The organism is Cupriavidus sp. 01T418 (genome assembly GCF_056398885.1).
In genome coordinates this window covers 35,055-57,482 of the sequence record NZ_JBFTQG010000028.1, presented here as the reverse complement: position 1 = coordinate 57,482, position 22,428 = coordinate 35,055, and the positions used below count along the sequence as shown (strand labels likewise).

Here is a 22,428-nt window from a genome sequence, read left to right as displayed (position 1 = left end):
CCAGTCACGATGCCGCCATTGCTGGGGGCTCCGCGGGCTGCGCCGGCTCCAGCGGGTGCAATTCGCCCAGCATGGTCGGGATCAACTCGGACACCGTGGGGTGGATATGCATGGCGCGCTGGACCACCGTGTACGGTGCGCACGCATACATCGCGTCGAGGATGCAATGAATCACCTCGTCGCCGCCCACGCCCAGCACCGCCGCGCCCAGGATCTCACGGCTATCGGCGTCGACCAGGATCTTCATGAAGCCCTGCGTCTCGCCTTTTTCCACCGCGCGGCCCACCCGCGTCATCGGCCGCATGCCCACCAGCACACGGCGCCCGGATTGCCTCGCCTCATGCTCGTTCATGCCGACCCGCCCCAGCGGCGGATCGGTGTACAGCGCATAGGCCGGGATGCGGTCGCCGACGGTGCGCGGGGGGTCGCCGGGCACTGCGTCCAGCAGGTTGGCTGCGACGATCTCGAAGTCGTTGTAGGCGGTATGGGTGAAGGCGCCGCGGCCGTTGCAATCGCCCAGCGCCCAGATGCCAGGCACACTGGTGCGCAATTGCGCATCCACCTGGATATAGCCGTGCGCATCCACGGCAATGCCGGCGCGGTCCAGGCCGAGATCGTCGGTATTGGGCCGCCGGCCCACTGCCAGCAGCACGTGCGAGCCGACGACTTCGGGCGCGCCGTGGGCGCAATCCATCTTCACCGCGACCTCGCCGCCGCGCTGCTCCAGTTCGATGCACTCGGCGTCCAGGCGCAGGCCAATGCCCTCGGCGGCCAGGATGTCGCGCACGGCATCGGACACATCCGGGTCCTCCCGCTCGATCAGGCGCGGGCCGCGCTGCACGATGGTGACCGCGCTGCCGAAGCGGCGAAACATCTGGCCGAACTCCAGTCCGATGTAACTGCCGCCAACCACCAGCAAATGCCGGGGCAACGTGTCCACGCGCATCATGCTGGCGTTGGTCAGGTAATCCACCCGGTCCAGCCCCGGCATCGGCGGCGTGGAGGCGCGCCCGCCCACGTTGATGAAGATCTTGCCGGCGCGCAGCACGGTGTCGTTCACGCGCACGGTGTCGGGGCCCTCGAAGCGGGCGTGGCCGAGATAGACGGTGCCATGTTCCAGCTTGCGCACCCAGGTTTCCACGCCATGGCTGGAATTCCCGACCACGCCGTCCTTGCGTGCCTTGACCCGCGCCATGTCGACCGTTACCGGCCCGGTGGGCACTACGCCGTACTCGGCCCCGCGCCGCGCCAGGTGCGCGGCATAGGCGCTCGCCACCATGGTCTTGGTGGGAATGCAGCCATTGTTGACGCAGGTCCCGCCAAACGCCTGGCGCTCGATCACGGCCACTTTCTGGCCGTCGGCGGAGAGGCGCGCGGCCAGCGGGGGACCGGCCTGTCCGGTGCCGATGATGATGGCGTCGTAGTCGATGGTCATGGCGAGGGCTCCTGGGGCGGCCTGAGATACCAGGGGGCGATTCCCGGCATCACAGCATTTCCAGCGGATGCGGGCCGCGCGGCGGCGGGAAGACAGCGTCGAGCTCGGCCAGCTGCTGTGCCGAGAAGCGCAGCGCCAGAGCGCCGTGGTTCTCGCGCAGGCGTTCGCGGTGGCTGGTCTTGGGAATTGCGACGACGTTGTCCTGCGCCAGCAGCCAGCCCAGCGCGGCCTGTGCCGGCGTGATCCCGTGCTGCTCGGCGAAGTGGGCGAGCCGGGAATTGCGCAGCAGCGTGGCCTGCTCGATCGGCGAGTAGGCCATCACCGGCACCCCGTGCTGGCGCAGCCAGGGCCGCAGATCCCATTCAATGCCGCGGCGCGTGAGGTTGTAGAGCAACTGGTTGGCAGTGACCTGGTTGCCGCCGGGCACGCGCCAGAGCGCCCGCATATCATCCAGGCTGAGGTTGCTGACGCCGAAATGCCGGATCTTGCCCGCCTTCTGCAGCGCCATGAAGGCCTCCATGGTCTCGGCCAGCGGCACGCCCCCGCGCCAGTGCAGCAGGTAGAGATCGATCCGGTCGGTGCCCAGCCGGCGCAGGCTGCGCTCGCAGGCGGCCACGGCGGATTTGCGCCCGGCGTTGTGCGGGTAGACCTTGGTGACCAGGAAGACCTCGTCGCGCCGCCCGGCGATGGCCTCGCCGACCAGTTCCTCGGAGAGGCCCTCGCCGTACATCTCGGCGGTATCGATCAGGGTCATGCCAAGGTCCAGGCCAAGCTGCAGCGTGGCGAGCTCCTCCGCGCGCGCGGCCGGGTTCTCGCCCATGTTCCAGGTGCCCATGCCAAGCGCGGCAACGGTTTCGCCGCCGGGAAGGATCGCGGTCTTCATGTGGTATTCCGGTGAAGAAGCAGGCAGGGGCCGCCCGCGCATGGCGAAAACGCCGAAACATGGCGAGAACAGCACGCGCACGCCGCCCGGTTACCCACCCACACTAGGTAAGGACGGCGCGATGCACAAGGTTCGGCGTGCCGAGCGCGAGGTTCAGGGCACACTGCTCAGGTAGTAGACCGTGATCGCGAAGAGCGCCTCGAATGCACCTCGAATGCACCTCGAACGCCCGTGCCGGCCGGTTGCGCCGGCCCGGGGCTCAACCGTGGTGGTAGCGGTACTCCTGCGTCAGCCCGCCGTAGCCGTAGGTGGCCGCGCGCGCGTCGACGACGTGGATATACGAGACCGGATGGACGTTGCCGATCAGCTCCGACAGTGTGTCGAACACCGCTTTCAGGAACTGCGCCTTTTCTGCCTTGGTGTTGGTCTCATCGGTCACGCTGATGTCGAGATGGAAGGCGTTGCGTCCCTGCTCCGAGAGCGGTTCTCCGCCGACGATCCAGGCGTCGCGGTCGATGTACTGCACGGAGACGACGATGACTTCCGGCTTCTTGCCAAGTACGCGCTGCGTAATCCCGGCCACGGCGGCGGCGCTGCGGCGGGTCAGCGATGCATCGGGTTTGCCGGAGATCCGGAGGTTGATGTGGGGCATGACAGGCTCCCGGGATTGTGGTGGAAGGGGGTTCGGTCCAGCGGTTCAGTGATGCCATTCTAGGCAATCGCCTTCCATCGGAAAAACGGGAATTTGCGATACTATCCATCGTAATTGCCGAAACATGCCAAAACACGCAGGAGGCTGCCATGCGCGCCCTGGAACTCGATCAGCTACGCACCTTCGTCACGGTGGCGGATGCCGGCAGCCTGTCGGCCGCCGCGCCGCGCCTGTTCCTGTCGCAGTCATCCGTCAGCGAGCAACTGCGCAAGCTGGAGGAGCGCGCCGGCGTGCCTCTGCTCACGCGCGGCAAGCAGGGCGCGGCGCCCACGCCCGCGGGCTTGCGCCTGCTGGAACATGCGCGGCGCATCCTGGCGCTGTCCGAACTGGCGTTGCAGGATTTGCGCGGCCATGCGCTGGATGGCGAACTGCGGCTGGCGGTGACGGACTATTTCCGGCCGGGAGAGATCGCTGGCATGCTGCGCCGGCTGCGCGAGCGCTATCCCTACCTGCGGCTGCATGTGACAGTGATGAAGAGTGGCATGATCGACGCCGGGGCGCTGACCGATGCCTTCGATATCGGCCTGTCGATGCGGCTGCCCGGCGCTCGCGGCGCTCAGCGGGGCGCGCGCGGCACTGTGCTGCGCCGCGAGGCGCTGGCATGGGTGGCGGCCGAAGGCGAGGCCGGGAGCGTCAGCGCGCCGTTGCCACTGGTGCTGCTGCCCGATACCTGCTCGCTGCACCAGTATGTGGTGCAGATGCTGCTGCGCCGGCGCGTGGACCATGTGATCGCGCATTCCGCCTCGGGCGTGGCCGGGCTGCAGCTCGCGCTGGCCGCCGGGCTGGGCATCTCCTGCCTGAACGAGTCGGCGATCGGACCGGGGGTGGCGCGCATCGACACGCAGACCGCCAGCCGGCTGAGGCTCCCCGCGTTGCCGGCCGCCGAGTTCTACCTGCTGCCCGCGCGGCCCGGCGAGGCGGCTCTGGTGGCGAAGGTGCGCGCGGCGCTGGCGGAGCAATTCGCGTAGCAGGCGCCACTACAGGAGGGCGTGCCCTGGACGCGCCTGGCGCCGCTCGCTACGATTTCTCCACCGCGCTCAGGTCTCGGTCCACTGGCGCAGCAGGTTGTGATAGCAACCCACCAGCGAACGCCGCGCGCCTTCGTCAGCGCCGGTCTGGTTGAGCTTCTGGATGGCATTGTCGAGGTCGAACAGCAGCGCGCGCTGCGTATCGTCGCGCACCAGGCTCTGGATCCAGAAGAAGCTCGCCACGCGCGTGCCGCGCGTGATCGGCGTCACCCGGTGCAGGCTGGTGGCGGGGTAGATCACCATGTCGCCGGCCTCCAGCTTGACGCTGTGGGTGCCGTAGGTGTCTTCCACCTGCAACTCTCCGCCATCGTAGCTGGCGGGGTCGCTGAGGAACAGCGTGGCGGAGATATCGGTGCGCAGCTTGCGGCCATTGTGCGGATGAATGCGCACGCTGCCGTCCACATGGGCACCGAAGGTCATGCCATCGCTGTAGCGATTGAACATCGGCGGGTAGACGATATTGGGCAATGCCGCGCTAATGAATAGCGGATGCCGTTCGAGCACACCGAGGATCAGCCGCTGGCACTGCATTGCCACGTCGGCGCGCTCGTCGATCTGCTGGTTGTACTTGACCGGCGCGCCTGAGTAGCCGGCCGATACGCGGCCATCCACCCAGGCCTCGCCGGCCTGGTCGAGCAGCTCGCGCAGCGCGGCAAGCTGCTCGGCGTTGAGGACCTTGGGAATGCGGACAAGCATGGCGATCTCGGCAGGGTTCGATAGCGGCGCCGGGAGTCGCTCCGGCGCCGCCACTTTACCGCAGCTTACATGCGGTAGGTAAGGGACAGCATCGCGGTGCGGCCGGTGCCCGGCACCGAGCGGCCGCCGTCCGACGGGATCAGCGCGTCGTAGTACTTCTTGTCGAACACGTTGAACAGGTTCAGGCGCACATCATACTTCGGCTGGTGGTAGGCGATCATGCCGTCCCAGCGCACGTAGCCGCCCACCTGCACGGTGTTGTTGTTGTTGGCATAGCGCTGCGACATATAGAAGGCGCCGCCGCCCACTTCCCAGTTCTGCAGCACGCGGTAGCTGGTCCACGCCGTCGCGGTGTGCTTGGGCGTATTGGCCGGGATCATGCCCTGGGTGCCGGCGGCGATGCCGTTGATGATGTCGCCATCCAGGTAGGTGTAGCCCGCGAAGACCTGCCAGTTGTTGGTGACGTGGCCGGTGGCGCCGGCACGGAAGCCGCGCACGCGGATCTTGCCGGTCAGCGAGTAGGTGGTGGCGTCGATCTGGCTGCGGGCATTGTCCTTGGTGATCTGGAACAGCGCCGAGTTCAGCGACAGGTCGCCGCCCATCAGGTCCCACTTGCCGCCCACTTCATAGGACGTGTTCTTTTCCGGGTCCAGGTTCTGCTGGCCCACGGTGCCCACCAGTTGCTCCAGCGACGGATTGAATGAAGTGCCGTACGACAGGTAGTAGGACTGCGCCTCGGTCGGCTGCCAGAGCCCGCCCAGGCGCACGCTGGTGAAGTTGACGGTCTGGTCCGCAGAGGCCAGGCTGGTGTTGCCCAGGGTATTGGCCGAGTTGACCGAATTGGTGACGCTGGCGAGATATTTGTCGTAGCGCAGCCCGGCCACCAGCTTCCATTGCTTGCTGAACTCGATCGAGTCATTGACATAGGCCGCCAGCGTATTGGCCGACGCGCCCTGCCGGTTGCCAGTCAGGCTCGGCGCGTTGGATGGCGAGTTGCTGTAGCTGGGGTTGACCAGCGGCTCGCAGGCGACGAAGCCGCTGGTGCCGGCGGCAGCGGTGGAGGTCGCCGCCGGGTTCAGCGCAACGCCGTTGCAGCTGCCGTTGCGATAGTAGTTCTGGTTGTCGTAGCCATCGTGGCCGATTTCGGCGCCAAACAGCATGGTGTGCTTGACCGGGCCGGTGTCGAACTTGGCGGTCAGCTCGGTCTGGTTGAAGATCGAGTAGTCGCGAATATGACGGTCATGGCTTTGCTGGCGCACAAACAGCGCATCCAGCGGCAGCGTGGTGGTGGTCAGCGGGGTGAAACCCTTGGCATTGACCGTGCCGACGGCATTCGGCGCCGTTTCGCGCGCATTGGTGTTGACGTAGTTGAACTGGGTCTGGTTGCGCAGGCGCAGATTCGGCGAGAACTTGTGATCGACGGTGCCATTGAGCGCGACGACGTCCTGGATGGTGCGGTCGTCATTGAAGCCGTAGGACGTCTTGCGGTTGACGTTGACCGGATGCCCGTTGATCGCCGGGAAACCGTAGTCGGGCATGTCCTCGTTATGCTGCACCAGCGCCGACAGCGTGATCTCCGTGGGGGTGCCGATACCGAGGCGCCAGGACGGCGCGAGACCGAAGTCCTTCACCGTCATCTGGTCGCGCGTGGTCGGTGCGCCGTCCTGCGCCATCGCCGAGATGCGGAACGCCGAAGTCTCGCCAGTGGGCGTGTTGTAGTCGGCGGTGGCGCGCACCAGGCCGTTGGTGGTGACCGAGCCCGTCACTTCGGTGGCGGCCTTGAGCGATGGCTTCTTGGTGACCTGGTTGATCACGCCGCCGGTAGATCCGCGCCCGAACAACATCGACGAGGGCCCCATCAGCACTTCCACCGAATCCAGCGCGAAGACGTCGCGATAGTACTGGCCGCGGTCGCGGAAACCATCGAGATAAATATCGGTACGCGCGGAGAAACCGTTGAGGTTGATGTTGTTGCCGATCTGGCCGCCCTCGGCGGCGCCGATGGTAATGCCCGGCACGTTGCGCAGCGCGTCCGCCAGCGAAGTGCCGCCCTGCGCATCGATCAGCGCCTTGTTGACCACCGTTACCGATTGCGGGATATCGCGCAGATCCTCAGGCAGCTTGCTGATCGAATTCCTGACCGCGTTGTAGTCGTCGTTGACGCGTCCGCCTTGCACCACGACCTCCTGCAGCGTCGTCGCGCCCTGACTGCCAGCGGGTGCGGGAGCCGTTGTCTGGGCCAGGCTGACAACAGGCGTTGCGAACAGCGCGAGGAGGGCAGTCGCGATCGGGGTGCGGCGATTCATGTTGTTTTTCGATTCCGGTGCGGCCGCGGGAACGAGCCGGCCGGCATGATCGAGATAGACATGTCTTGCGGTTCGGCCCACGGCGGGAGGCAAATAAAGTTGGGCGAGCCGAAATATAAATGAGAATGATTGCCATTGCAATTCGTGTTGGCTTTTTTCACAGACAGTACGTACCTATGAACGATCCGGGAAAAAGCGTTCGAGTTGCTTATTGTGCTTATTTGCTCACTTTTTATTTATAACGAGTGGAATGCGGCGCATTTATAAATAAAAAAAAAGGCCTGTACGTGACAGGCCTGATACGGACATTGACCGCCCGGTGCGGCGGACCAAATGAAAAATTCTTATTCCGCTGTCATATTGGCCTTCTTTGCGATACGGCCGAGGCGCTCGCGTTCCGCCTTGATGAAGGCGATAAAGCTCTCCTGCGACCCGCCGGCGGGCTCGATGCCGTTGGGGATCAGGCGGTCGCGTGTTTCCTGCGTCTGCATCGCGGCGCTCATCTCGGCGTTCATCTTCTTCAGGATGGCGGGGTCGGTACCCTTGGGCGCGAACACGCCAGCCCAGTGGCCGATGTGCACTTCAGGCATGCCTTGCTCGGCGGTCGTCGCGATATTCGGCGCCGCGCTCATGCGCTTGTCCCAGGTCGCGCCCAGCGCCTTGAGTTTGCCGGCCTTGATGTTGGGCAGCACCACCACGCTGGCCTCGGAGGTGGCCGTCACCTGGTTGCCGATCACCGCGGTAATGCTCTCCGAACCGCTCTTGTACGGCACCACCGTCAGCACCGCGCCCTTCTCCTTGAGCATCTCTTCGACGAAGTGCGGCGTGCTGCCGCTGCCGGCGGTGGCGAAGGTGGCACCCGAGGCTTGCTTCCTGGAGTACTCGACCAGTTCCTTCAAGTTGTTCACGGGCAGCGACGGCGATACCACGATCACGGAGGGGCTCACCGCGATCAGTGAAACCGGCACCAGGTCATCGGGCGCGTATGGCATCTTGCTGCGGATCAGGCCGTTGGTGACGGTGCCCACGGCGCCGACCAGGAAGGTATAGCCATCCGGTTTGCTCTTGGCCACATAGTCCGCGCCCACAATGCCGCCGGCGCCCGGGCGATTCTCGATCACCACCGTCTGGCCGAGCCGCTTGCCGACCGCGTCGGCGGCCGCGCGCGCTACCAGGTCGTTGGCGCCGCCCGCGGTGAACGGCACGACAAACTTGATCACATGCGTCGGCCACGCATCGGCGGCATGTGCCGGCATGGCGAAGCCGGCAGTGGCGAACAGGGCAGAAGCGGCAAGGGCCAGCGCGCGGCTGGTGGCGGGAATACGCATGGTTGTCTCCATTGGTTGTTTTGGGTAACGGGTGCTACATCGAGCGACCGATGATAACCAGCGAAGCTGTCAATTCGCTGAACCCACATGGAGCCCAGGCACCAGGCTAGCGTTCGCGTTCCCAGGTCTGGGTGCGTCCCAGCAGGCTGATGCCGATGAAGCCGCGCACCTTGAGCTTGCTGCCGTCGTCCGCCAGCGACATCTTGGTCTTGTAGAGCTTGCCGCTTTCCGGATCGAGGATCTCGCCGCCGCTCCACTCGTTGTCGCCGGTCCTGCGCAGGCCGGTGATGATGGTCATGCCCATGACGGGCTGGTCGCGGCGCGAGTCCGTGCACTTGTCGCATAGCCTGGCCTTGCCGTCGTCTTCGCCAAAGCTCTTGACCAGCTTGCCGCTGTAGACGCCGTTGTGCTCGCTGATCTCCACCAGGCCGCGGGGCTTGCCAGTGTTGTCGTCGATGGTCTTCCACGAACCAGCCGGGGTGGCCTGGGCCAGCGCCGCGGCGCTACCCAGCAGCGCGCCGGCGAGCACGGTGACGCGAGCCGCCATGACGGCGGCACGTGCGAAGGCGCGGGGGGCAGTAAAGTGCATCGGGATCTCCTCTTCGGGTTGGTGCACGCCATGGCGCGTGGGTACGCCAATCTACTGGCGATAGGCTCGCGCCGCAATCGCCTGGCGGTGTTTGCGTACGCACCTAAGCCGGGCTCGCGGCTCACCGGAAACCGGTGTGGTTGCTGGTGGCGGGCGTATTTTGCCATGCAGCAAAAACGTCTGCCGGCGGCACTCGAAGCAATCCTCTAAGCCGTCGTCCGGCGTTGCGCCGGCACGCATTCACGCAGATCCGCCCACGCATTGCAGCGGCCATCGCCGATGGCCCGCTTCGCTTTGCGCGACGCGAGGGCGAGTCGCATCGCATGGCATCGCCTCGTCTCGCATTGCATGGCTGCCGAGCCTCGTCATCCAACCATGCGCGCCGGTATTGCCGGCCCCACGCGACACCACGTGCCGCGTTCGGGATGGCGCATCGACGCATGGGTCGATGCGCTCGGTCGAGGAAGCATGCCCGCATGCCTGGCGATGGGACAGGCTTGCGCTCGGCTCGCATGCATCGACGATGCCGCGCGATGCGTGCGAGTGGCGGTGTCCGAGCATCGCCGGAGCGCGCGTGTCGTGATGACGAGTCGCAAACCGTTGCGTCGGCGCATCACTGTTCACGCATCACGCGAGCGCATGCGCCGGACTTCGATGCGCGCATCGTCCTCGCTTCGCGCCGCCCTTGCGATGCACGTCCGCGCGACGGCCCGTTCGCTGCATGCGCGGCGCTCGCGCGACTGCGCGCGAAGTGTGCGACGACGATGGCGTGGCGTGTGCGCGCGCTCGTCGGACGGGCCTTTTCGATTTCCCGGAGAGCCTTTGTTCATGCGGGCTTCCGGCTTTCCTGAAGCATTGTGGAATGCGTGTTCGAAGCGTGTCGGATGCATGCCCGCAGCGATGCTCGCGCGGCGAAGCTGGAGCGTATCCGCGACGGCTTCGCGCTCGCTTGATGCAGCGTAGGCGATGCGTCGAGCGAGCGCGCGAGGAGCGATGCGCATCCGCGTACGACGCGATGAGAGCGCGTGGCGCGCATGCGAAGACGAGGTGAGCAGAGCGTAGCGATGACGACGATGAAGTTGTCATGCTCGCGCGCAAGTTTTTTTGCACTTTTTTCTTAACATCGCGCAACAAACGAATTATGATTCGCCTTGACAAGAGTCTCACTTCATTGCATGGCTGCGTGGCAGGCAAGACAGCAGATGGAACGATGATGTTGGACGTGATGCTGATCGACGAGCGCCACCCACTTCGATGCAATGGAACAGGTAGCTCAGGAGCACTAGAACTTTGACGCAGACCAAGCCGTACTGGTTTTCTAAAACGCGTGCAGTCTCCTTTGGCCCTGTAACGGGATGGGCGAACTACCCCCAAACGAATGCCGTACGTGGTGCGCGTGGCTTTGCCCGCATCACGGAAATGCCGGCCGATATCTCTTCTTTTCATGCCGCGCGCCGATCCGGCGGATGGTGCGGGCAGATCGAATATTCCAGGGCGCGGCAAGCGTCAGAAGCCCGGCTGCGGGCTCCGCTTGGCCACATTCGCACCGCGTGCCGCGGTGCCCCTGACACCGAATTCATTAGCGTGCGGTAGCAATGTTTCCGTGCGCCGATGAATCGCTCGCTCGATTGGGGTCGCATAGCTGTATCGCGCCTCGGGTCGGTCGGGTCGCCTACTTAGGTCATTCGATATTCACTCTCTAGTGAAGGAGTTATCCATGGCAACGACTGCAAAGAAGAAACCGGCGGCCAAGAAGGCTGCCGCCAAGCCGGCCGCCAAGAAGGCAGCCGCTCCGGCCAGGAAGGCCGCTGTGAAGAAGGTCGCCGCCAAGAAGGTAGTGGCGAAGAAGGCCGCGCCGGCCGCCAAGAAGGCTGCAGCGCCGGCCAAGAAAGCCGCCGCCAAGAAGGTCGTAGCGAAGAAGGCTGCACCGGCCAAGAAGGTCGCCGCCAAGAAGGTCGTGGCGAAGAAGGCCGCGCCGGCCAAGAAAGTCGCCGCCAAGAAAGTAGTCGCGAAGAAGGCCGCACCGGCCAAGAAGGTCGCCGCCAAGAAGGCCGCACCGGCCAAGAAGGTTGCCGCCAAGAAGGCTGCTCCGGCCAAAAAGGCTGCTGCTGCGAAGAAGGCCGCACCGGCCAAGAAGGCTGCGGCCAAGAAGGCTGCCTCCAGGAAGTCCGCGGCTGCTTCGAAGCCTGCCGCTGCGCCTGCTGTCGCACCCGCCACAGCTGCCAAGACCGCACTGAACCCGGCCGCGGCATGGCCCTTCCCCACGTCGGGCAACCGTCCGTAAGTGTGCCGGTAACGGTTAGCGCCGGGAATCGCCAGGGCACGCATCGCGTGTCGCACTGACCGGATACGGCGTATCCGGTCCGCAAGACGCCAGTCTTGCCAACCCGCCGATGGTGAAAACCCGGCGGGTTTTTTCATGGGCGAACGGAGAATCGCGCCATTGCACAGCCGAGCCGCAGACGCAGTTGCGAAGGCGCGGCTCGGGCAGGCGTTGGTTGCACCAGGAAAAAAGCGCTGCTCCCGTGAAGGAGGCAGCGCTTTGGCAGGGTCGGGCGAACGCCGGAGGTCGCTCTGAATCGTCGCAGACGCCGTTGGGCGGCCTTGTCGTACCGTGGATGTGCAAGCTCTCGCCGCAACGGCCACGCACGGCCCTGCGCCGTCCCGCAACCCCGTGCCTGGTGCCTTGGTGCCTTGGCCTGGTGCCTTAGTGTGTAACGCGAGTCGTGCCGCCGGAGGACAGCAGGCGTACGCGTTCGCCCGGGCGGAAGGCTTCATCGGCATCCTGCACGATGGCGCGCATCTCGCCGTTGTCCAGGCGTACGGTGATCTCCAGGCCACGGCGCTGGGCGATCTTGTTCTCGGTCATGCTGCCGGCGATACCGCCGAGCACCGCGCCCAGCACGCCCGCGGCTACCGAGCCGCCGCCGTTGCCGATGGTGCTGCCGGCGGCGATGCCGCCGATGGCGCCGCCGGCGATGGTGCCGGCGCCGGTCTGGTTACCCTGGATCAGCACCTCGCGCACCGTATCGACCACGCCGTAGCGCAAGGTCTGCTCGCGCTGCGCCTGTCCCGGCGTATAGATACTGGCGGAGTTCGATTGCGAGGCGCAGCCGGCCGCCAGGGTGGTGGCCGCGGCGAGCGCGATGACGCCGATACGGATCAGGGTATGCATAGGTTCAATCCCGAAATAGGTGTTAGTCGTAGCGATAGCCAAAAGCGGACTGGAAGCGTTCACCGATTTCGTCGCGCGACGGCTTGTGGTTCTGCGGACCCTGGTGCGCGATCTTGATGGAACCCATCAGGCTGGCAAGCCGGCCGGTGGTTTCCCAGTCGAAGCCCTGTTCGATGCCGTAAAGCAGGCCGCCGCGGAATGCATCCCCGCAGCCCGTGGGATCGATGACCTGATCTGCCTTGACGGAAGCGATATTGTACTTCTGCTTGTTGGCGAAGACGCTGGCGCCCTGTTCGCCGTGGGTCACGATGAAGGCCTGGACTTGCGCGGCGACTTCCTCGCCGGTCCAGCCGGTACGCGACAACAGAACCTGCGCTTCGTAGTCATTGACCGTCACGTAGCTGGCGAGTTCAACGAACTGGCGCAGGTCRTCACCGTTGAACAGTGGCATGGCCTGGCCCAGGTCGAAGATGAAGGGCACGCCGGCTTCGGCGAACTGGCGGGCGTGATGCAGCATGCCTTCGCGGCTGTCGGGGGCGACGATGCCCAGCTTGGGCGAGTTGCTGCCGCCGAGCGCGTCCTGCACCTGCGAGAGCTGCGACTGGTTCATCGCGCCGGGGTGGAACGCCGTGATCTGGTTGTTGTCCAGGTCGGTGGTGATCATGGCCTGCGCCGTAAAGGTATCGGGCAGGGTGCGGACGTGCTCGGTGCTGATGCCGTGCGCGCGCAGGTGTTGCAGGTAAGGCTCGGCGTCGGCGCCAACGGTAGCCATGATCACCGGCTCGCCGCCCAGCAGCTTCAGCGTGTAGGCGATATTGCCGGCGCAGCCGCCGTACTCGCGGCGCATGGACGGTACCAGGAAAGACACGTTCAGCATGTGGATCTGGTCGGGCAGGATATGTTCGCGGAAATGCCCCTCGAACGTCATGATGGTGTCGTAGGCGACGGAGCCACAGATCAGGCTGGACATGCTCTCTCCAATGCTTGCAATGCTTGATAACGGGGCCGTCCGCTCGGGGCCGGCACCCACCAAATGTAAAAACGGCCACCCGGTCTGCCGGGTGGCCGCGCCTGGCTGGTGGCGCGCTTACTTCAGCGCGGACAGTGCGGCGTCGTAGTTCGGCTCGTTCTTGATTTCCGAGACCAGTTCACTGTACTTGACGTTGTCGTTTTCATCGAGAACCACCACGGCACGCGCGGTCACGCCGGCGAGCGGGCCGGTCTTGACGTCCACGCCGTAGTTGCCCTTGAATTCGGCGCCGCGCATCAGCGACAGCGGCACCACGTTGGCCAGGCCCTCGGCGGTGCAGAAGCGGCCCATGGCGAAGGGCAGGTCGGCCGAGATGGTCAGCACCACGGTGTTGGCGAGGCCGCTGGCGGCTTCGTTGAACTTGCGCGCGGAGGCCTGGCACACCGGGGTATCCAGGCTGGGGACGATATTGAGCACCTTGCGCTTGCCGGCGAAGTCGGCCAGGGTGACGTCCTTCAGGTCCTTGCCGACCAGCGAGAATGCGGGGGCCTTGTCGCCGGCTTGCGGAAACTTGCCGCCGACTTCGATGGCGTTGCCGCCGAGGGTGACGTTGCTCATATGTGCTCCTGTGGTAAATGCGGGCTCGCGAATCGGAGACGCTCGGGATGAGCGGCGAGCCCATGCGGAATTCAGGGATAGAAGATCAGCACGCGGTAGTTTGCCGCCGCCTGCTGCGAACGGAATCGTACCCGAACCGGAAGCTCCGTGCCTGCGCGCAGTCCGTGCCTGGCGAAGGCTTGCTGTTCGGCTTCGAGATAATCGGCCGGCTGCAGCACCTTGCGCAACAGCAACTGGTCCTGCAGGTCGGTCATGACCAGTTCGACGGCTGGCAGCGCCACGGTGGCCCGGCCCTGGTTGCGCAAGGTGACCGCAAGCAGGTAGGCGTCGGAGTTCTCGTCCAGCTTCTGCAGTTGCGAGCTTTCGATGCGCAGGGCCTCGATATCGCGCCACGGCGCCACCTCGCATCCGAGCGGCGCGCACATTGCCTCGAAGGTGGGGCGCAGCACCGGGAAGTACCCGGACAGCTGGCTGCGTGCCAGGTAGGTGGCTTGAAGCAATCCTGCCACCACCAGCAGCACGATCGCCAGCCGTTGCAGCAACCGCTTGCGCTGGGCCGGGGCGGGGCCGCGCTCGCGTGCGTGGCGCAGAAAGTCGGGGGCGAACACCGGCGCCGCGGACTCGTCGCGGCGTTCCCACAGGCGCGACGCCTGCTCGCGTGTGCCGGTCGCTGGAATGTCGGGGAGATCGCCCTGCGCTTCGGCGCGCAGATAGCCGCTCGCGCTCGGGACTCCGGCGGGCTCGGCTCCAGCGCGGGTAGCGGTGGCGATGGCGTTCGCGGCGGCAGTGGCATGCACTGTGTCCGCTGTATCGGCGACATCCGCCGTGTCCGCCGTGTGGGTGGCGTCGTCGTCGCCTGCCGCCCCCGGCGGCAGGCCGTCGTCCAGTGTCCTGGGGTCGAGCTGTGGCCAGGGAGCGGCTTCCGGCACGGCGGCCGGTGTGTCGTTTGCTGCCGCTGCGTTCGCTTCGCGCTGGGCTTCGGCGGCGGTACCGGTCATGTCGGCTGCGTTGGCCGCATGGGTTGCTTCGGTGGTTTCGGCGGTGTCTGTTGCCTCGGCCGCCTCGATGGCGTCGGCTTCCTCGTCATGGACAAGGCCGGGCACGAAGACCGCGGAAGCCGCTTCCTCATCAGCCCCGGTGGCGCTGCTTTCCGGTTCGGTCTGCGGGTTGATCGCGTGCGCAGCCTCATCCGCTTCCGCTTGCGTCTGGTACAGCATGACGGTGGGCGCGTCGAGCGCCGGTACGTCGTAACCGGGGTCGTAGCCAGGGTCGAAAGGAGGGTTATCGGGGTGGTCCTCGCCGGGCCCGGAAACCGCCTGGCCGTGCGCGGTTTCGTGCGCCCCTTCGTGCGCCCCTTCGTGCGCTTGCTCGCGGGCATTCTCGTGCGCCTTGCCTGGTCGCTCGTAGTGGGGCGCTTCCGGTGCGGTTTCCCGCGGCGGCGGGGCAGCGCTACGCGCGGCAGCCTCGGCGGGGATCCCGGCACCGCTGGCGGGTTCGGCCGGCGGTAGCTCGATCAGGTGTTCGCGCGCATCGAACACGGTGTCGCACTGGCCGCAGCGGACCAGACCCTGGCGCAGCCGCAATTGATCGGCTACCAGCCGGAACGCCGTGCGGCAGGCCGGGCAACGCGTGACGAGCTTGGCTGCGGCCATTGGCGGGCCTCAGTGCTGGACGGCGGGGCCTTCACCGCGCGTGCCATGCAGGCACACCCAGCCTTCCTCGCTGCGCCAGACCGACATCGGCAGCCAGGGTGCGTAGGCGGCGCAGACTTCGTCCGCCTGCCGCTCCAGCACGCCCGACAGCACCAGCCGGCCGCCGGGACGCACGCGGGCGCTCAGCATGGCCGCCATGAGCATGAGCGGATTGGACAGGATATTGGCGACGACGAGGTCGTAGCTGGCCTCGGAGACGGTCTGCGGCAGCGCGAATGTGGCGTCCACCCGATTGCGCTCGGCGTTGTAGCGCGAGGCTTCCACTGCGTTGGGGTCGATATCGATGCCGAGGGTGTCGCCGGCGCCGAGCTTGCGCGCCACGATGGCGAGGATGCCCGAGCCACAGCCGTAGTCGAGCACCGTTTCGCCGGCCTTGATGTTCTGCTCCAGCCACTGCATGCACAGCCGCGTGGTCGGATGGCTGCCGGTACCGAAGGCGAGGCCGGGGTCCAGCTCCAGCACCACCGCATCGGGTTCCGGCGCCTCGTGCCACGACGGCACCACCCAGATGCGCTCGCCGATGCGGATCGGTTCGAACTGGGATTGCGTCAGGCGCACCCAGTCCTGGTCCTCGACCGGGCGCAGCTGGTAAGGCGGCACCGGGTCGATGCCCAGCGCATTGGCGGCCGCGGCCACCACCAGCACGGGATCGGTGCTGTCGTCGAACAGCGCCACCACGCGCGAGCGGTTCCATGCCAGGCGGGTCGGCTCCATGCCGGGTTCGCCGAACAGCGGCTGCTCGTCAGGCGTATCGGCATCGGCGTCCTCCACCGACACCGAGAGCGCGCCGAGGTCGAACAGTGCGTCAGACCAGGCTTCGGCCTGGTCTTGTGCGATTTCGATCACACATTCCTGAAATGCCACAGGCGATCCTTGTCGATCCTAATCGATCCATTAATGCTGGCCGCGCCGGGGCTTCAGATCTTGCCGCCCTTGGCCACGTTCTTCTGGGCCAGGCGGTGCTCGAGATAGTGAATGCTGGTGCCGCCTTCGACGAAGTTGGCATCGAGCATCAGCTCACGGTGCAGCGGTACGTTGGTCTGGATGCCGTCCACCACCATTTCCGACAGCGCGATCCGCATGCGGGCGATAGCCTGCTCGCGGGTGGCACCGTAGGTGATGATCTTGCCGATCATCGAATCGTAGTTGGGCGGCACGAAGTAGCCATCATACGCGTGCGAGTCGACCCGCACGCCGGGACCGCCGGGCATGTGCCAGGCGGTGATGCGGCCGGGCGACGGCGTGAACTTGAACGGATCCTCGGCGTTGATGCGGCATTCGATGGCGTGGCCGCGCAATTGCACGTCCTTCTGGCGCCAGCGCAGCTTCTCGCCGAAGGCGATGCGGATCTGCTCCTGCACGATGTCGATGCCGGTGATCATCTCGGTGACCGGATGCTCGACCTGCACGCGTGTGTTCATCTCGATGAAGTAGAACTCGTTGTTCTCGTACAGGAACTCGAAGGTGCCGGCGCCACGGTAGCCGATCTTCTTGCAGGCCTCGGCGCAGCGGTCGCCGATACGCTCGATCAGGCGGCGCGGGATGTGCGGTGCCGGCGCTTCCTCGATCACCTTCTGGTGGCGGCGCTGCATCGAGCAGTCGCGCTCGCCCAGCCAGATTGCCTGGCGATGCTGGTCGGCCAGGATCTGGATTTCGACGTGCCGGGGGTTCTCCAGGAATTTCTCCATGTAGACCTCCGGATTACCGAAGGCACGGCCGGCTTCCTCGCGCGTCATGTTGACCGCGTTGACCAGGGCCGCTTCGGTGTGCACCACGCGCATGCCGCGGCCACYGCCGCCGCCTGCCGCCTTGATGATGACCGGGTAGCCGACGGTGCGCGCGATCGCCAGGATTTCCTTGGGATCTTCAGGCAGGGCGCCTTCGGAGCCCGGCACGCACGGCACGCCGGACTTGATCATGGCCTGCTTGGCCGAGACCTTGTCGCCCATCAGGCGAATGTTCTCGGAGGTCGGGCCGATAAAGACGAAGCCGGATTTTTCCACGCGTTCGGCGAAGTCGGCGTTTTCCGACAGGAAGCCGTAGCCCGGGTGGATGGCTTGCGAATCGGTCACCTCGGCGGCCGAGATGATGGCCGGCATATTGAGGTAGGAGAGCGGCGAAGGCGCCGGGCCGATACAGACGGCTTCGTCGGCCAGCTTGACGTATTTGGCTTCCTTGTCGGCTTCCGAATACACCACCACTGTCTTGATGCCAAGCTCGCGGCAGGCGCGCTGGATGCGAAGGGCGATTTCACCGCGATTCGCGATCAGAATTTTTTCGAACATAGTCACTCTCTGCGAGGAGAAAGGCGGTCCCACCGCGGCGGATTCTGGTGCCCCTGGCGCGGCGGCCGGAGTGCGGACGGGGGAGCTGGCACCGGGACGAAATGCGTCCGGCACGGCCGGCTCACCAGCGCTGCTGCGGCCGGCCGGAACATCCGGCGCAGGCTGCGGGCGGCGCGGCATGCCGCTCGGTATCAGCCGATGATGAAGAGCGGCTGGCCGTATTCCACCGCCTGCCCATTCTCGACCAGGACTTCCTTGATCACGCCGGCCTTGTCGGACTCGATCTCGTTGAGCAGCTTCATTGCCTCGATGATGCAGACCGTCTGGCCTTCCTTGACCGTGTCGCCCACGTTGACGAAGGCGGCGGCGCCCGGGGACGGAGCGCGATAGAAGGTGCCGACCATCGGCGAGGTCACGACGTGGCCAACCGGCAGTTGCGGCGCGGCCGGCTCGGCACCGACGACGGGCGCAGCGGCAGGCGCGGCGGCCGGCGGCAGTGCCTGCATTGGCTGCATCGCCATCGGCGCGGCAATGACCTGCGGCGGTGCCTTGACGATACGCACCTTGCCTTCGCCCTCGGTGACTTCCAGCTCGGAGATGCCGGACTCGGCCACCAGGTCGATCAGCGTCTTCAGCTTGCGCAGGTCCATCTTCTATCCTCCTGAATCGGGTTGTCCGGCGCGCCGCTCTGGCGGCTGCGGCCGGGAAAATCTCGTGCGTCCGGCAGGCTGCCGTCGTCCGCCGCGGAAAACAGCGTGGGCGAGACAGGCGCCGGGAGCGCGGTAAATGTGCTTGAAATCAATTGGCGGAGTCAGGCGCTTGCAGGCGACTGCTCCAACTCCTGCCCGAGGGCATGGTCCAGTGCCAGCAGGTAGCCTCGTCAGCGGGGTGCTCGGGAGGCGTATCGGTCATGGCGGCTCGACCATTTCAACGAAATTGCGCGGAGATTACCGTAGCTTAGAGTGATTTGTCTAGCAGCGCAGACATAGGCAATCCCGAAGCGGCCACGCTTTCTGGTCTGATACCGCATTTTCGGTGGACGGGATCGGAAATCGGATGATTTGAGTGACGATCGATCCGGATTGAGTAAAAATCGCTACCAATTCAAGAATTTTGCGACTAACTGCGTGGCAGCGCGGCGCGCAGTTCGTCAGGGGAAACCCTGCCCATTTTGCGGTAGCTGACCGTGCCATCTGGCGCAATGATCACTGTATAGGGCAGGCCGCCTGCCGCATTGCCGAAGTTGCGCGACAGTTCCGTGCCGGCAAAGCCCGCTACCACCAGCGGGTATGCCACCGGTACTTTCTGGGCGAACTGCTGGATGTTGTTGGCCGAATCAATGCCGATGCCGACAAATTCCACCTTGCGGCCCGAGTACTCCTTGTACAGCGCGGTCAACTCGGGCATTTCCTCGACGCAGGGGCCGCACCAGGGTGCCCAGAAGTTCACAACGACTGTCTTGCCGCGCAGCCTGGCGAAATCGACCTGTCCGCCCGCCGGGTCCGGCAGTTGTGTGCGCAGGAACGTTTCCACTGCCGCGTCGGATACAGGCTCGGGCGAGAACACATAATGGCCGGCGAATGCGCCCGCGGCGGCCGCGACTACGGCAACGCCGAGCCAGATCCAGACGCGGCTGCGGCGGACGGGAGTGCTATTGGAGGTGGTCATGGCAGCAGGAAGATAGCGGCTGATGGCAGATAGATGGAGATAGCGCAAAGGCCCGGGCTTGCCCATCAGGCCGGCGCCCGGGACTCAGGCGGCTTCGGGCGTATCGGGCGCCACGGACGCGGCCGCCGCAAGCGTGCGCACGGCATTCAGGTCGGCACGTGCGACGCGGCCCCCGGCATCGGCCCTGACCGCGCCACGTTCATCGTCCGCATCATACAGCGCTATATGGATGCCAACGGGCTGGCCAAGCTCGGCGCGGATTTCCCCGGCCAGCAGGCGCGCCTCCCGTTGGGCGGGCCACTGGCCCTTCCACAGGAAGCTAAGGGTCTCGACCTCGCCACGGCCGGCAAAGTGCCGGCTTTCGCTGGTGTCGAAATCCACCCCGGCATTGAGCAGGTGGAGAGTGAGGTCCTTGGGGCTGTCGCAGAAGCACTGGAGGTAGACGTCCGAATGCTCGGTGGCGGTGCCATTGAGTACCGCCCCGGCCAGGTATGGGCGGAAGGCGGACAGGTCGCTCATGGCCAGTATGGCCAGCCGGCGCAGCAGTGCCAGCACCCGCGGCTGGTTTTCCGAGTGGAACAACGCCTGGTAGGCGCGGACCTCGGCCTCGACCATCTCGTTGTCCGGGAGCCACTCGCCGGTCACGCGGATATCGCCCAGCAACTGGCGCGCAGCCTTGCGCTTGGCCGTGGCGTAGTCGGCACCGTCTTCCGCGATCATGCGGGCGGCGGCCTGGGCGATTTCTTCGCGCAGGCGGATGGGGTCGAGGGCGGGGCGGCGGGGCATGGGAGGATGATACCGGAGGGATGGGGGGCTGCGCGCCCCGGGGCGGGTCTGGCTTTTAGAGTGAATGGGTGAGGGGAGATTCCTTTGGCGCCGTCGATTGCGACCCTGCGCCTCATGCGTACCGTGGGAAGCCGCTTGCACCCCTCAGGTACAATTCCTCCTCGTTCTGAAGCCATAGGCCCGGCCGCCCGGGCCCGCCGAATCCCAAATCCCATGCATATTCACATCCTCGGTATCTGCGGCACATTCATGGGCGGCCTCGCCGTGCTGGCCAAGCAGGCTGGCCATCGCGTGACCGGTTGCGATGCCAATGTCTACCCACCCATGAGCACCCAGCTGGAGGCCCAGGGTATCGAGCTGATCGAGGGTTTCGACCCGAGCCAGCTGGCGCTGGCGCCTGATCTGTTCGTGATCGGTAACGTGGTCTCGCGCGGTAATCCGCTGATGGAGGCCATCCTTAACCGCAACCTGCCTTATACGTCCGGCCCACAGTGGCTGGGCGAGCATGTGCTGCGCGGCAAATGGACGCTGGCGGTGGCCGGAACCCACGGCAAGACCACGACGACTTCCATGCTGGCCTGGATCCTGGAGGACGCGGGCTACAACCCGGGATTCCTGGTGGGCGGCGTACCGCAGAATTTCGGGGTGTCGGCGCGCGTGACGGAGTCGGCTTTCTTCGTGATCGAGGCCGATGAGTACGATACGGCGTTCTTCGACAAGCGCAGCAAGTTTGTCCATTACCGTCCGCGCACGGCCATCCTGAATAATCTGGAATACGATCACGCCGATATTTTCCCGGATCTTGCGGCGATCGAGACCCAGTTCCACCACCTGGTGCGGACCGTGCCGGAGCAGGGACGGCTGATCGTCAATGGTGCCGAGGAAAGCCTGGCACGCGTGCTGGAGCGGGGCTGCTGGAGCGAGACGGAGCTGTTCGGCATGGGTGACTGGCGTGCCGGGGAGCCTGCCGAAGCCGCCGGCAGCCCGACGCAGGACAGTTTCGACGTCTGGTTCGGCGACGCGCTGCAAGGGCGGCTCGCCTGGGACCTGCAAGGCACGCACAACCGCCTGAACGCGCTTGCCGCGATCGCGGCGGCGCGGCACGTCGGCGTGCCGCCGGCCCAGGCGATCGATTCCCTGTCGCGCTTCGCCAATGTGAAGCGCCGCATGGAAGTGCGGGGCGTGGTCAGCGGCATCACGGTCTACGACGACTTTGCCCACCATCCCACCGCGATCCAGACCACGCTGGACGGCCTGCGCAAGCGGGTTGGCGCAGCGCGTATCCTGGCTGTGCTGGAGCCGCGCTCCAACACCATGAAGCTGGGCGTGATGAAGGCGCAACTGCCGGCCAGCCTGGAGGCGGCCGACCTGGTGTTCGGCTACGGCGCGGCCAGCGGCAAGGATGCCCTCGGCTGGGACCTGGCCGAGTCGCTGGCGCCGCTGGGCGAGCGGGCCGCCGCTTTCAGCGATCTTTCCGCGCTGGTGCGGGCGGTGCGGGCAGCGGCGCGCCCAGGCGATCACGTCCTGGTGATGAGCAACGGCGGTTTCGGCGGCGTTCACCAGAAGCTGCTGGACGCTTTCGCCGCCGGCTCCGCGGCCTGACTGGAGCGCGGCAATGTTGTTGTACCTGCACGGTTTTCGCTCTTCGCCGCAGTCGTTCAAGGCACGGCTGGTCCAGGAGCGCATGCGCGCCTGGGGCGTCGGGCGCTATTACGCCTGCCCCGTGCTGAATGTGTCGCCGGCCGCGGCCATCGCCCAGGCCGAGGCGGCGATCGCGGCGTCCCAGGCGGGCGGCGGCCAACCGCTCGCCATCATCGGGTCCTCGCTGGGCGGCTTCTATGCCCGCTGGCTGGCCGAGCGCCACGGCTGCCGCGCGGTGCTGCTCAACCCGGCGGTGCATCCGTGGACCGACCTCGAGCACTACCTGGGCGACCAGCCGCTCTGGCATGGCGGTGGCTCGCTGCGGGTAGAGCGGTATCACCTGGACGAACTGCTGGCGTTGCGGGTCGAGGCCATCACCCGGCCGGCGCGCTATTTCCTGATGGCTGCCACCGGCGATGAGGTACTGGACTACCGCGAGATGCTGGCGGCGTTCCCCGGCGCGCACACGCGCGTGATCGAGGGCAGCGACCACGGCATCAGCGAATTCGCCGACTACGTCGATGAAGTCCTCGCTTTCTGCGGCTATGGTCCCGATGGCCGGATCGGCACGCTCGACCCGGAGGCGCAGGCATGAG

At 65.9% G+C, this 22,428-nt stretch carries 22 protein-coding genes; 5 read left to right on the top strand and 17 right to left on the bottom strand.

The genetic code is table 11. From position 1 onward, the window contains the following. Positions 1-4 precede the first annotated feature (4 nt). From AC1DQ3_RS23745 to AC1DQ3_RS23735, 3 genes are all read right to left on the bottom strand, one after another. Positions 5-1,435, bottom strand: a complete 1,431-nt coding sequence (locus AC1DQ3_RS23745; RefSeq protein ID WP_477122603.1) for an FAD-containing oxidoreductase — start codon at positions 1,433-1,435, stop codon at positions 5-7. Between the two features lie 49 nt (positions 1,436-1,484). After that, on the bottom strand, positions 1,485-2,318 hold the full coding sequence (locus AC1DQ3_RS23740) for an aldo/keto reductase (protein WP_477122602.1): 834 nt from the start codon (positions 2,316-2,318) through the stop codon (positions 1,485-1,487). 259 nt (positions 2,319-2,577) lie between these two features. Beyond that, positions 2,578-2,970, bottom strand: a complete 393-nt coding sequence (locus AC1DQ3_RS23735; RefSeq protein WP_477122601.1) for a tautomerase family protein — start codon at positions 2,968-2,970, stop codon at positions 2,578-2,580. 149 nt (positions 2,971-3,119) lie between these two features. Here AC1DQ3_RS23735 and AC1DQ3_RS23730 point away from each other — a divergent pair, with 149 nt between their 5' ends. After that, entirely contained in the window at positions 3,120-3,998 is an 879-nt protein-coding gene (locus AC1DQ3_RS23730) for a LysR family transcriptional regulator (RefSeq protein ID WP_477122600.1), read from the top strand. Positions 3,999-4,067: 69 nt separating this feature from the next. Here the strand turns inward: AC1DQ3_RS23730 and AC1DQ3_RS23725 are convergent, their stop codons facing one another. The 5 genes from AC1DQ3_RS23725 to AC1DQ3_RS23705 all read right to left on the bottom strand — a co-directional run bounded on the left by AC1DQ3_RS23725 (position 4,068) and on the right by AC1DQ3_RS23705 (position 9,978). Further along, on the bottom strand, positions 4,068-4,754 hold the full coding sequence (locus AC1DQ3_RS23725; protein WP_477122599.1) for a Fe2+-dependent dioxygenase: 687 nt from the start codon (positions 4,752-4,754) through the stop codon (positions 4,068-4,070). A 65-nt stretch (positions 4,755-4,819) separates the two neighbouring features. After that, positions 4,820-7,060 (bottom strand): TonB-dependent receptor, encoded by a 2,241-nt coding sequence (locus AC1DQ3_RS23720; protein WP_477122598.1) that lies wholly within the window; start codon positions 7,058-7,060, stop codon positions 4,820-4,822. Between the two features lie 344 nt (positions 7,061-7,404). After that, positions 7,405-8,388 carry a Bug family tripartite tricarboxylate transporter substrate binding protein gene (locus AC1DQ3_RS23715; RefSeq protein WP_477122597.1) on the bottom strand — a complete coding sequence of 328 codons (984 nt, stop codon included), beginning with the start codon at positions 8,386-8,388 and terminating at the stop codon, positions 7,405-7,407. A gap of 106 nt (positions 8,389-8,494) precedes the next feature. After that, a complete protein-coding gene (locus AC1DQ3_RS23710; RefSeq protein ID WP_477122635.1) occupies positions 8,495-8,935 on the bottom strand; it encodes a DUF2147 domain-containing protein in 441 nt (146 codons plus the stop codon). A 662-nt stretch (positions 8,936-9,597) separates the two neighbouring features. Then, the gene (locus AC1DQ3_RS23705) at positions 9,598-9,978 is read right to left on the bottom strand and encodes a hypothetical protein (RefSeq protein ID WP_477122596.1); all 381 of its coding nucleotides are present in this window, start codon (positions 9,976-9,978) and stop codon (positions 9,598-9,600) included. Between the two features lie 83 nt (positions 9,979-10,061). Between AC1DQ3_RS23705 and AC1DQ3_RS23700 the strand changes: the two genes are divergently transcribed. Next, on the top strand, positions 10,062-10,271 hold the full coding sequence (locus AC1DQ3_RS23700) for a hypothetical protein (RefSeq protein ID WP_477122595.1): 210 nt from the start codon (positions 10,062-10,064) through the stop codon (positions 10,269-10,271). A gap of 423 nt (positions 10,272-10,694) precedes the next feature. After that, complete coding sequence (locus AC1DQ3_RS23695) at positions 10,695-11,261, top strand: histone H1-like DNA-binding protein (RefSeq protein WP_477122594.1); 567 nt, start codon at positions 10,695-10,697, stop codon at positions 11,259-11,261. Between the two features lie 423 nt (positions 11,262-11,684). On the opposite strand, the gene AC1DQ3_RS23690 is transcribed toward AC1DQ3_RS23695, so the two are convergent. The 9 genes from AC1DQ3_RS23690 to AC1DQ3_RS23650 form a co-directional block, all read right to left on the bottom strand. Further along, complete coding sequence (locus AC1DQ3_RS23690; protein ID WP_477122593.1) at positions 11,685-12,152, bottom strand: outer membrane lipoprotein; 468 nt, start codon at positions 12,150-12,152, stop codon at positions 11,685-11,687. A gap of 22 nt (positions 12,153-12,174) precedes the next feature. Then, positions 12,175-13,122 (bottom strand): carbohydrate kinase family protein, encoded by a 948-nt coding sequence (locus tag AC1DQ3_RS23685; RefSeq protein ID WP_477122592.1) that lies wholly within the window; start codon positions 13,120-13,122, stop codon positions 12,175-12,177. Positions 13,123-13,239: 117 nt separating this feature from the next. Next, positions 13,240-13,740: a thiol peroxidase gene (gene tpx / locus AC1DQ3_RS23680; RefSeq protein WP_477122591.1), complete on the bottom strand. Its 501-nt coding sequence runs from the start codon at positions 13,738-13,740 to the stop codon at positions 13,240-13,242. Between the two features lie 71 nt (positions 13,741-13,811). Next, positions 13,812-15,392 carry a DUF3426 domain-containing protein gene (locus tag AC1DQ3_RS23675; protein WP_477122590.1) on the bottom strand — a complete coding sequence of 527 codons (1,581 nt, stop codon included), beginning with the start codon at positions 15,390-15,392 and terminating at the stop codon, positions 13,812-13,814. Between the two features lie 9 nt (positions 15,393-15,401). Continuing rightward, positions 15,402-16,316, bottom strand: coding sequence for a 50S ribosomal protein L11 methyltransferase (gene prmA, locus AC1DQ3_RS23670; protein WP_477122589.1), 915 nt, complete (start codon positions 16,314-16,316; stop codon positions 15,402-15,404). A gap of 53 nt (positions 16,317-16,369) precedes the next feature. Continuing rightward, positions 16,370-17,737, bottom strand: coding sequence for an acetyl-CoA carboxylase biotin carboxylase subunit (accC, locus tag AC1DQ3_RS23665; protein ID WP_477122588.1), 1,368 nt, complete (start codon positions 17,735-17,737; stop codon positions 16,370-16,372). 191 nt (positions 17,738-17,928) lie between these two features. Further along, positions 17,929-18,387, bottom strand: coding sequence for an acetyl-CoA carboxylase biotin carboxyl carrier protein (accB, locus tag AC1DQ3_RS23660; protein WP_477122587.1), 459 nt, complete (start codon positions 18,385-18,387; stop codon positions 17,929-17,931). A gap of 469 nt (positions 18,388-18,856) precedes the next feature. Next, entirely contained in the window at positions 18,857-19,405 is a 549-nt protein-coding gene (locus AC1DQ3_RS23655; protein ID WP_477122586.1) for a TlpA family protein disulfide reductase, read from the bottom strand. Between the two features lie 84 nt (positions 19,406-19,489). Then, positions 19,490-20,191: a UDP-N-acetylmuramate--alanine ligase gene (locus AC1DQ3_RS23650; protein WP_477122585.1), complete on the bottom strand. Its 702-nt coding sequence runs from the start codon at positions 20,189-20,191 to the stop codon at positions 19,490-19,492. A 213-nt stretch (positions 20,192-20,404) separates the two neighbouring features. Between AC1DQ3_RS23650 and mpl the strand changes: the two genes are divergently transcribed. Beyond that, a complete protein-coding gene (gene mpl, locus AC1DQ3_RS23645; RefSeq protein WP_477122584.1) occupies positions 20,405-21,793 on the top strand; it encodes a UDP-N-acetylmuramate:L-alanyl-gamma-D-glutamyl-meso-diaminopimelate ligase in 1,389 nt (462 codons plus the stop codon). A 13-nt stretch (positions 21,794-21,806) separates the two neighbouring features. Further along, positions 21,807-22,427: a YqiA/YcfP family alpha/beta fold hydrolase gene (locus tag AC1DQ3_RS23640; RefSeq protein ID WP_477122583.1), complete on the top strand. Its 621-nt coding sequence runs from the start codon at positions 21,807-21,809 to the stop codon at positions 22,425-22,427. Position 22,428: the final 1 nt, after the last annotated feature.

Bases quoted from the DNA above. Each gene is read 5' to 3' on its own strand.
- AC1DQ3_RS23690 (WP_477122593.1), bottom strand. From the start codon at position 12,152: ATGCATACCCTGATCCGTATCGGCGTCATCGCGCTCGCCGCGGCCACC.
- AC1DQ3_RS23695 (WP_477122594.1), top strand. From the start codon at position 10,695: ATGGCAACGACTGCAAAGAAGAAACCGGCGGCCAAGAAGGCTGCCGCC.
- AC1DQ3_RS23710 (WP_477122635.1), bottom strand. From the start codon at position 8,935: ATGGCGGCTCGCGTCACCGTGCTCGCCGGCGCGCTGCTGGGTAGCGCC.
- accB (WP_477122587.1), bottom strand. From the start codon at position 18,387: ATGGACCTGCGCAAGCTGAAGACGCTGATCGACCTGGTGGCCGAGTCC.
- AC1DQ3_RS23675 (WP_477122590.1), bottom strand. From the start codon at position 15,392: ATGGCCGCAGCCAAGCTCGTCACGCGTTGCCCGGCCTGCCGCACGGCG.
- AC1DQ3_RS23705 (WP_477122596.1), bottom strand. From the start codon at position 9,978: ATGCGCATCGCTCCTCGCGCGCTCGCTCGACGCATCGCCTACGCTGCA.
- AC1DQ3_RS23735 (WP_477122601.1), bottom strand. From the start codon at position 2,970: ATGCCCCACATCAACCTCCGGATCTCCGGCAAACCCGATGCATCGCTG.
- AC1DQ3_RS23655 (WP_477122586.1), bottom strand. From the start codon at position 19,405: ATGACCACCTCCAATAGCACTCCCGTCCGCCGCAGCCGCGTCTGGATC.
- AC1DQ3_RS23715 (WP_477122597.1), bottom strand. From the start codon at position 8,388: ATGCGTATTCCCGCCACCAGCCGCGCGCTGGCCCTTGCCGCTTCTGCC.
- AC1DQ3_RS23640 (WP_477122583.1), top strand. From the start codon at position 21,807: ATGTTGTTGTACCTGCACGGTTTTCGCTCTTCGCCGCAGTCGTTCAAG.
- AC1DQ3_RS23720 (WP_477122598.1), bottom strand. From the start codon at position 7,060: ATGAATCGCCGCACCCCGATCGCGACTGCCCTCCTCGCGCTGTTCGCA.
- AC1DQ3_RS23650 (WP_477122585.1), bottom strand. From the start codon at position 20,191: ATGCCCCGCCGCCCCGCCCTCGACCCCATCCGCCTGCGCGAAGAAATC.
- AC1DQ3_RS23730 (WP_477122600.1), top strand. From the start codon at position 3,120: ATGCGCGCCCTGGAACTCGATCAGCTACGCACCTTCGTCACGGTGGCG.
- AC1DQ3_RS23700 (WP_477122595.1), top strand. From the start codon at position 10,062: ATGCTCGCGCGCAAGTTTTTTTGCACTTTTTTCTTAACATCGCGCAAC.
- AC1DQ3_RS23740 (WP_477122602.1), bottom strand. From the start codon at position 2,318: ATGAAGACCGCGATCCTTCCCGGCGGCGAAACCGTTGCCGCGCTTGGC.
- AC1DQ3_RS23745 (WP_477122603.1), bottom strand. From the start codon at position 1,435: ATGACCATCGACTACGACGCCATCATCATCGGCACCGGACAGGCCGGT.
- mpl (WP_477122584.1), top strand. From the start codon at position 20,405: ATGCATATTCACATCCTCGGTATCTGCGGCACATTCATGGGCGGCCTC.
- AC1DQ3_RS23725 (WP_477122599.1), bottom strand. From the start codon at position 4,754: ATGCTTGTCCGCATTCCCAAGGTCCTCAACGCCGAGCAGCTTGCCGCG.
- tpx (WP_477122591.1), bottom strand. From the start codon at position 13,740: ATGAGCAACGTCACCCTCGGCGGCAACGCCATCGAAGTCGGCGGCAAG.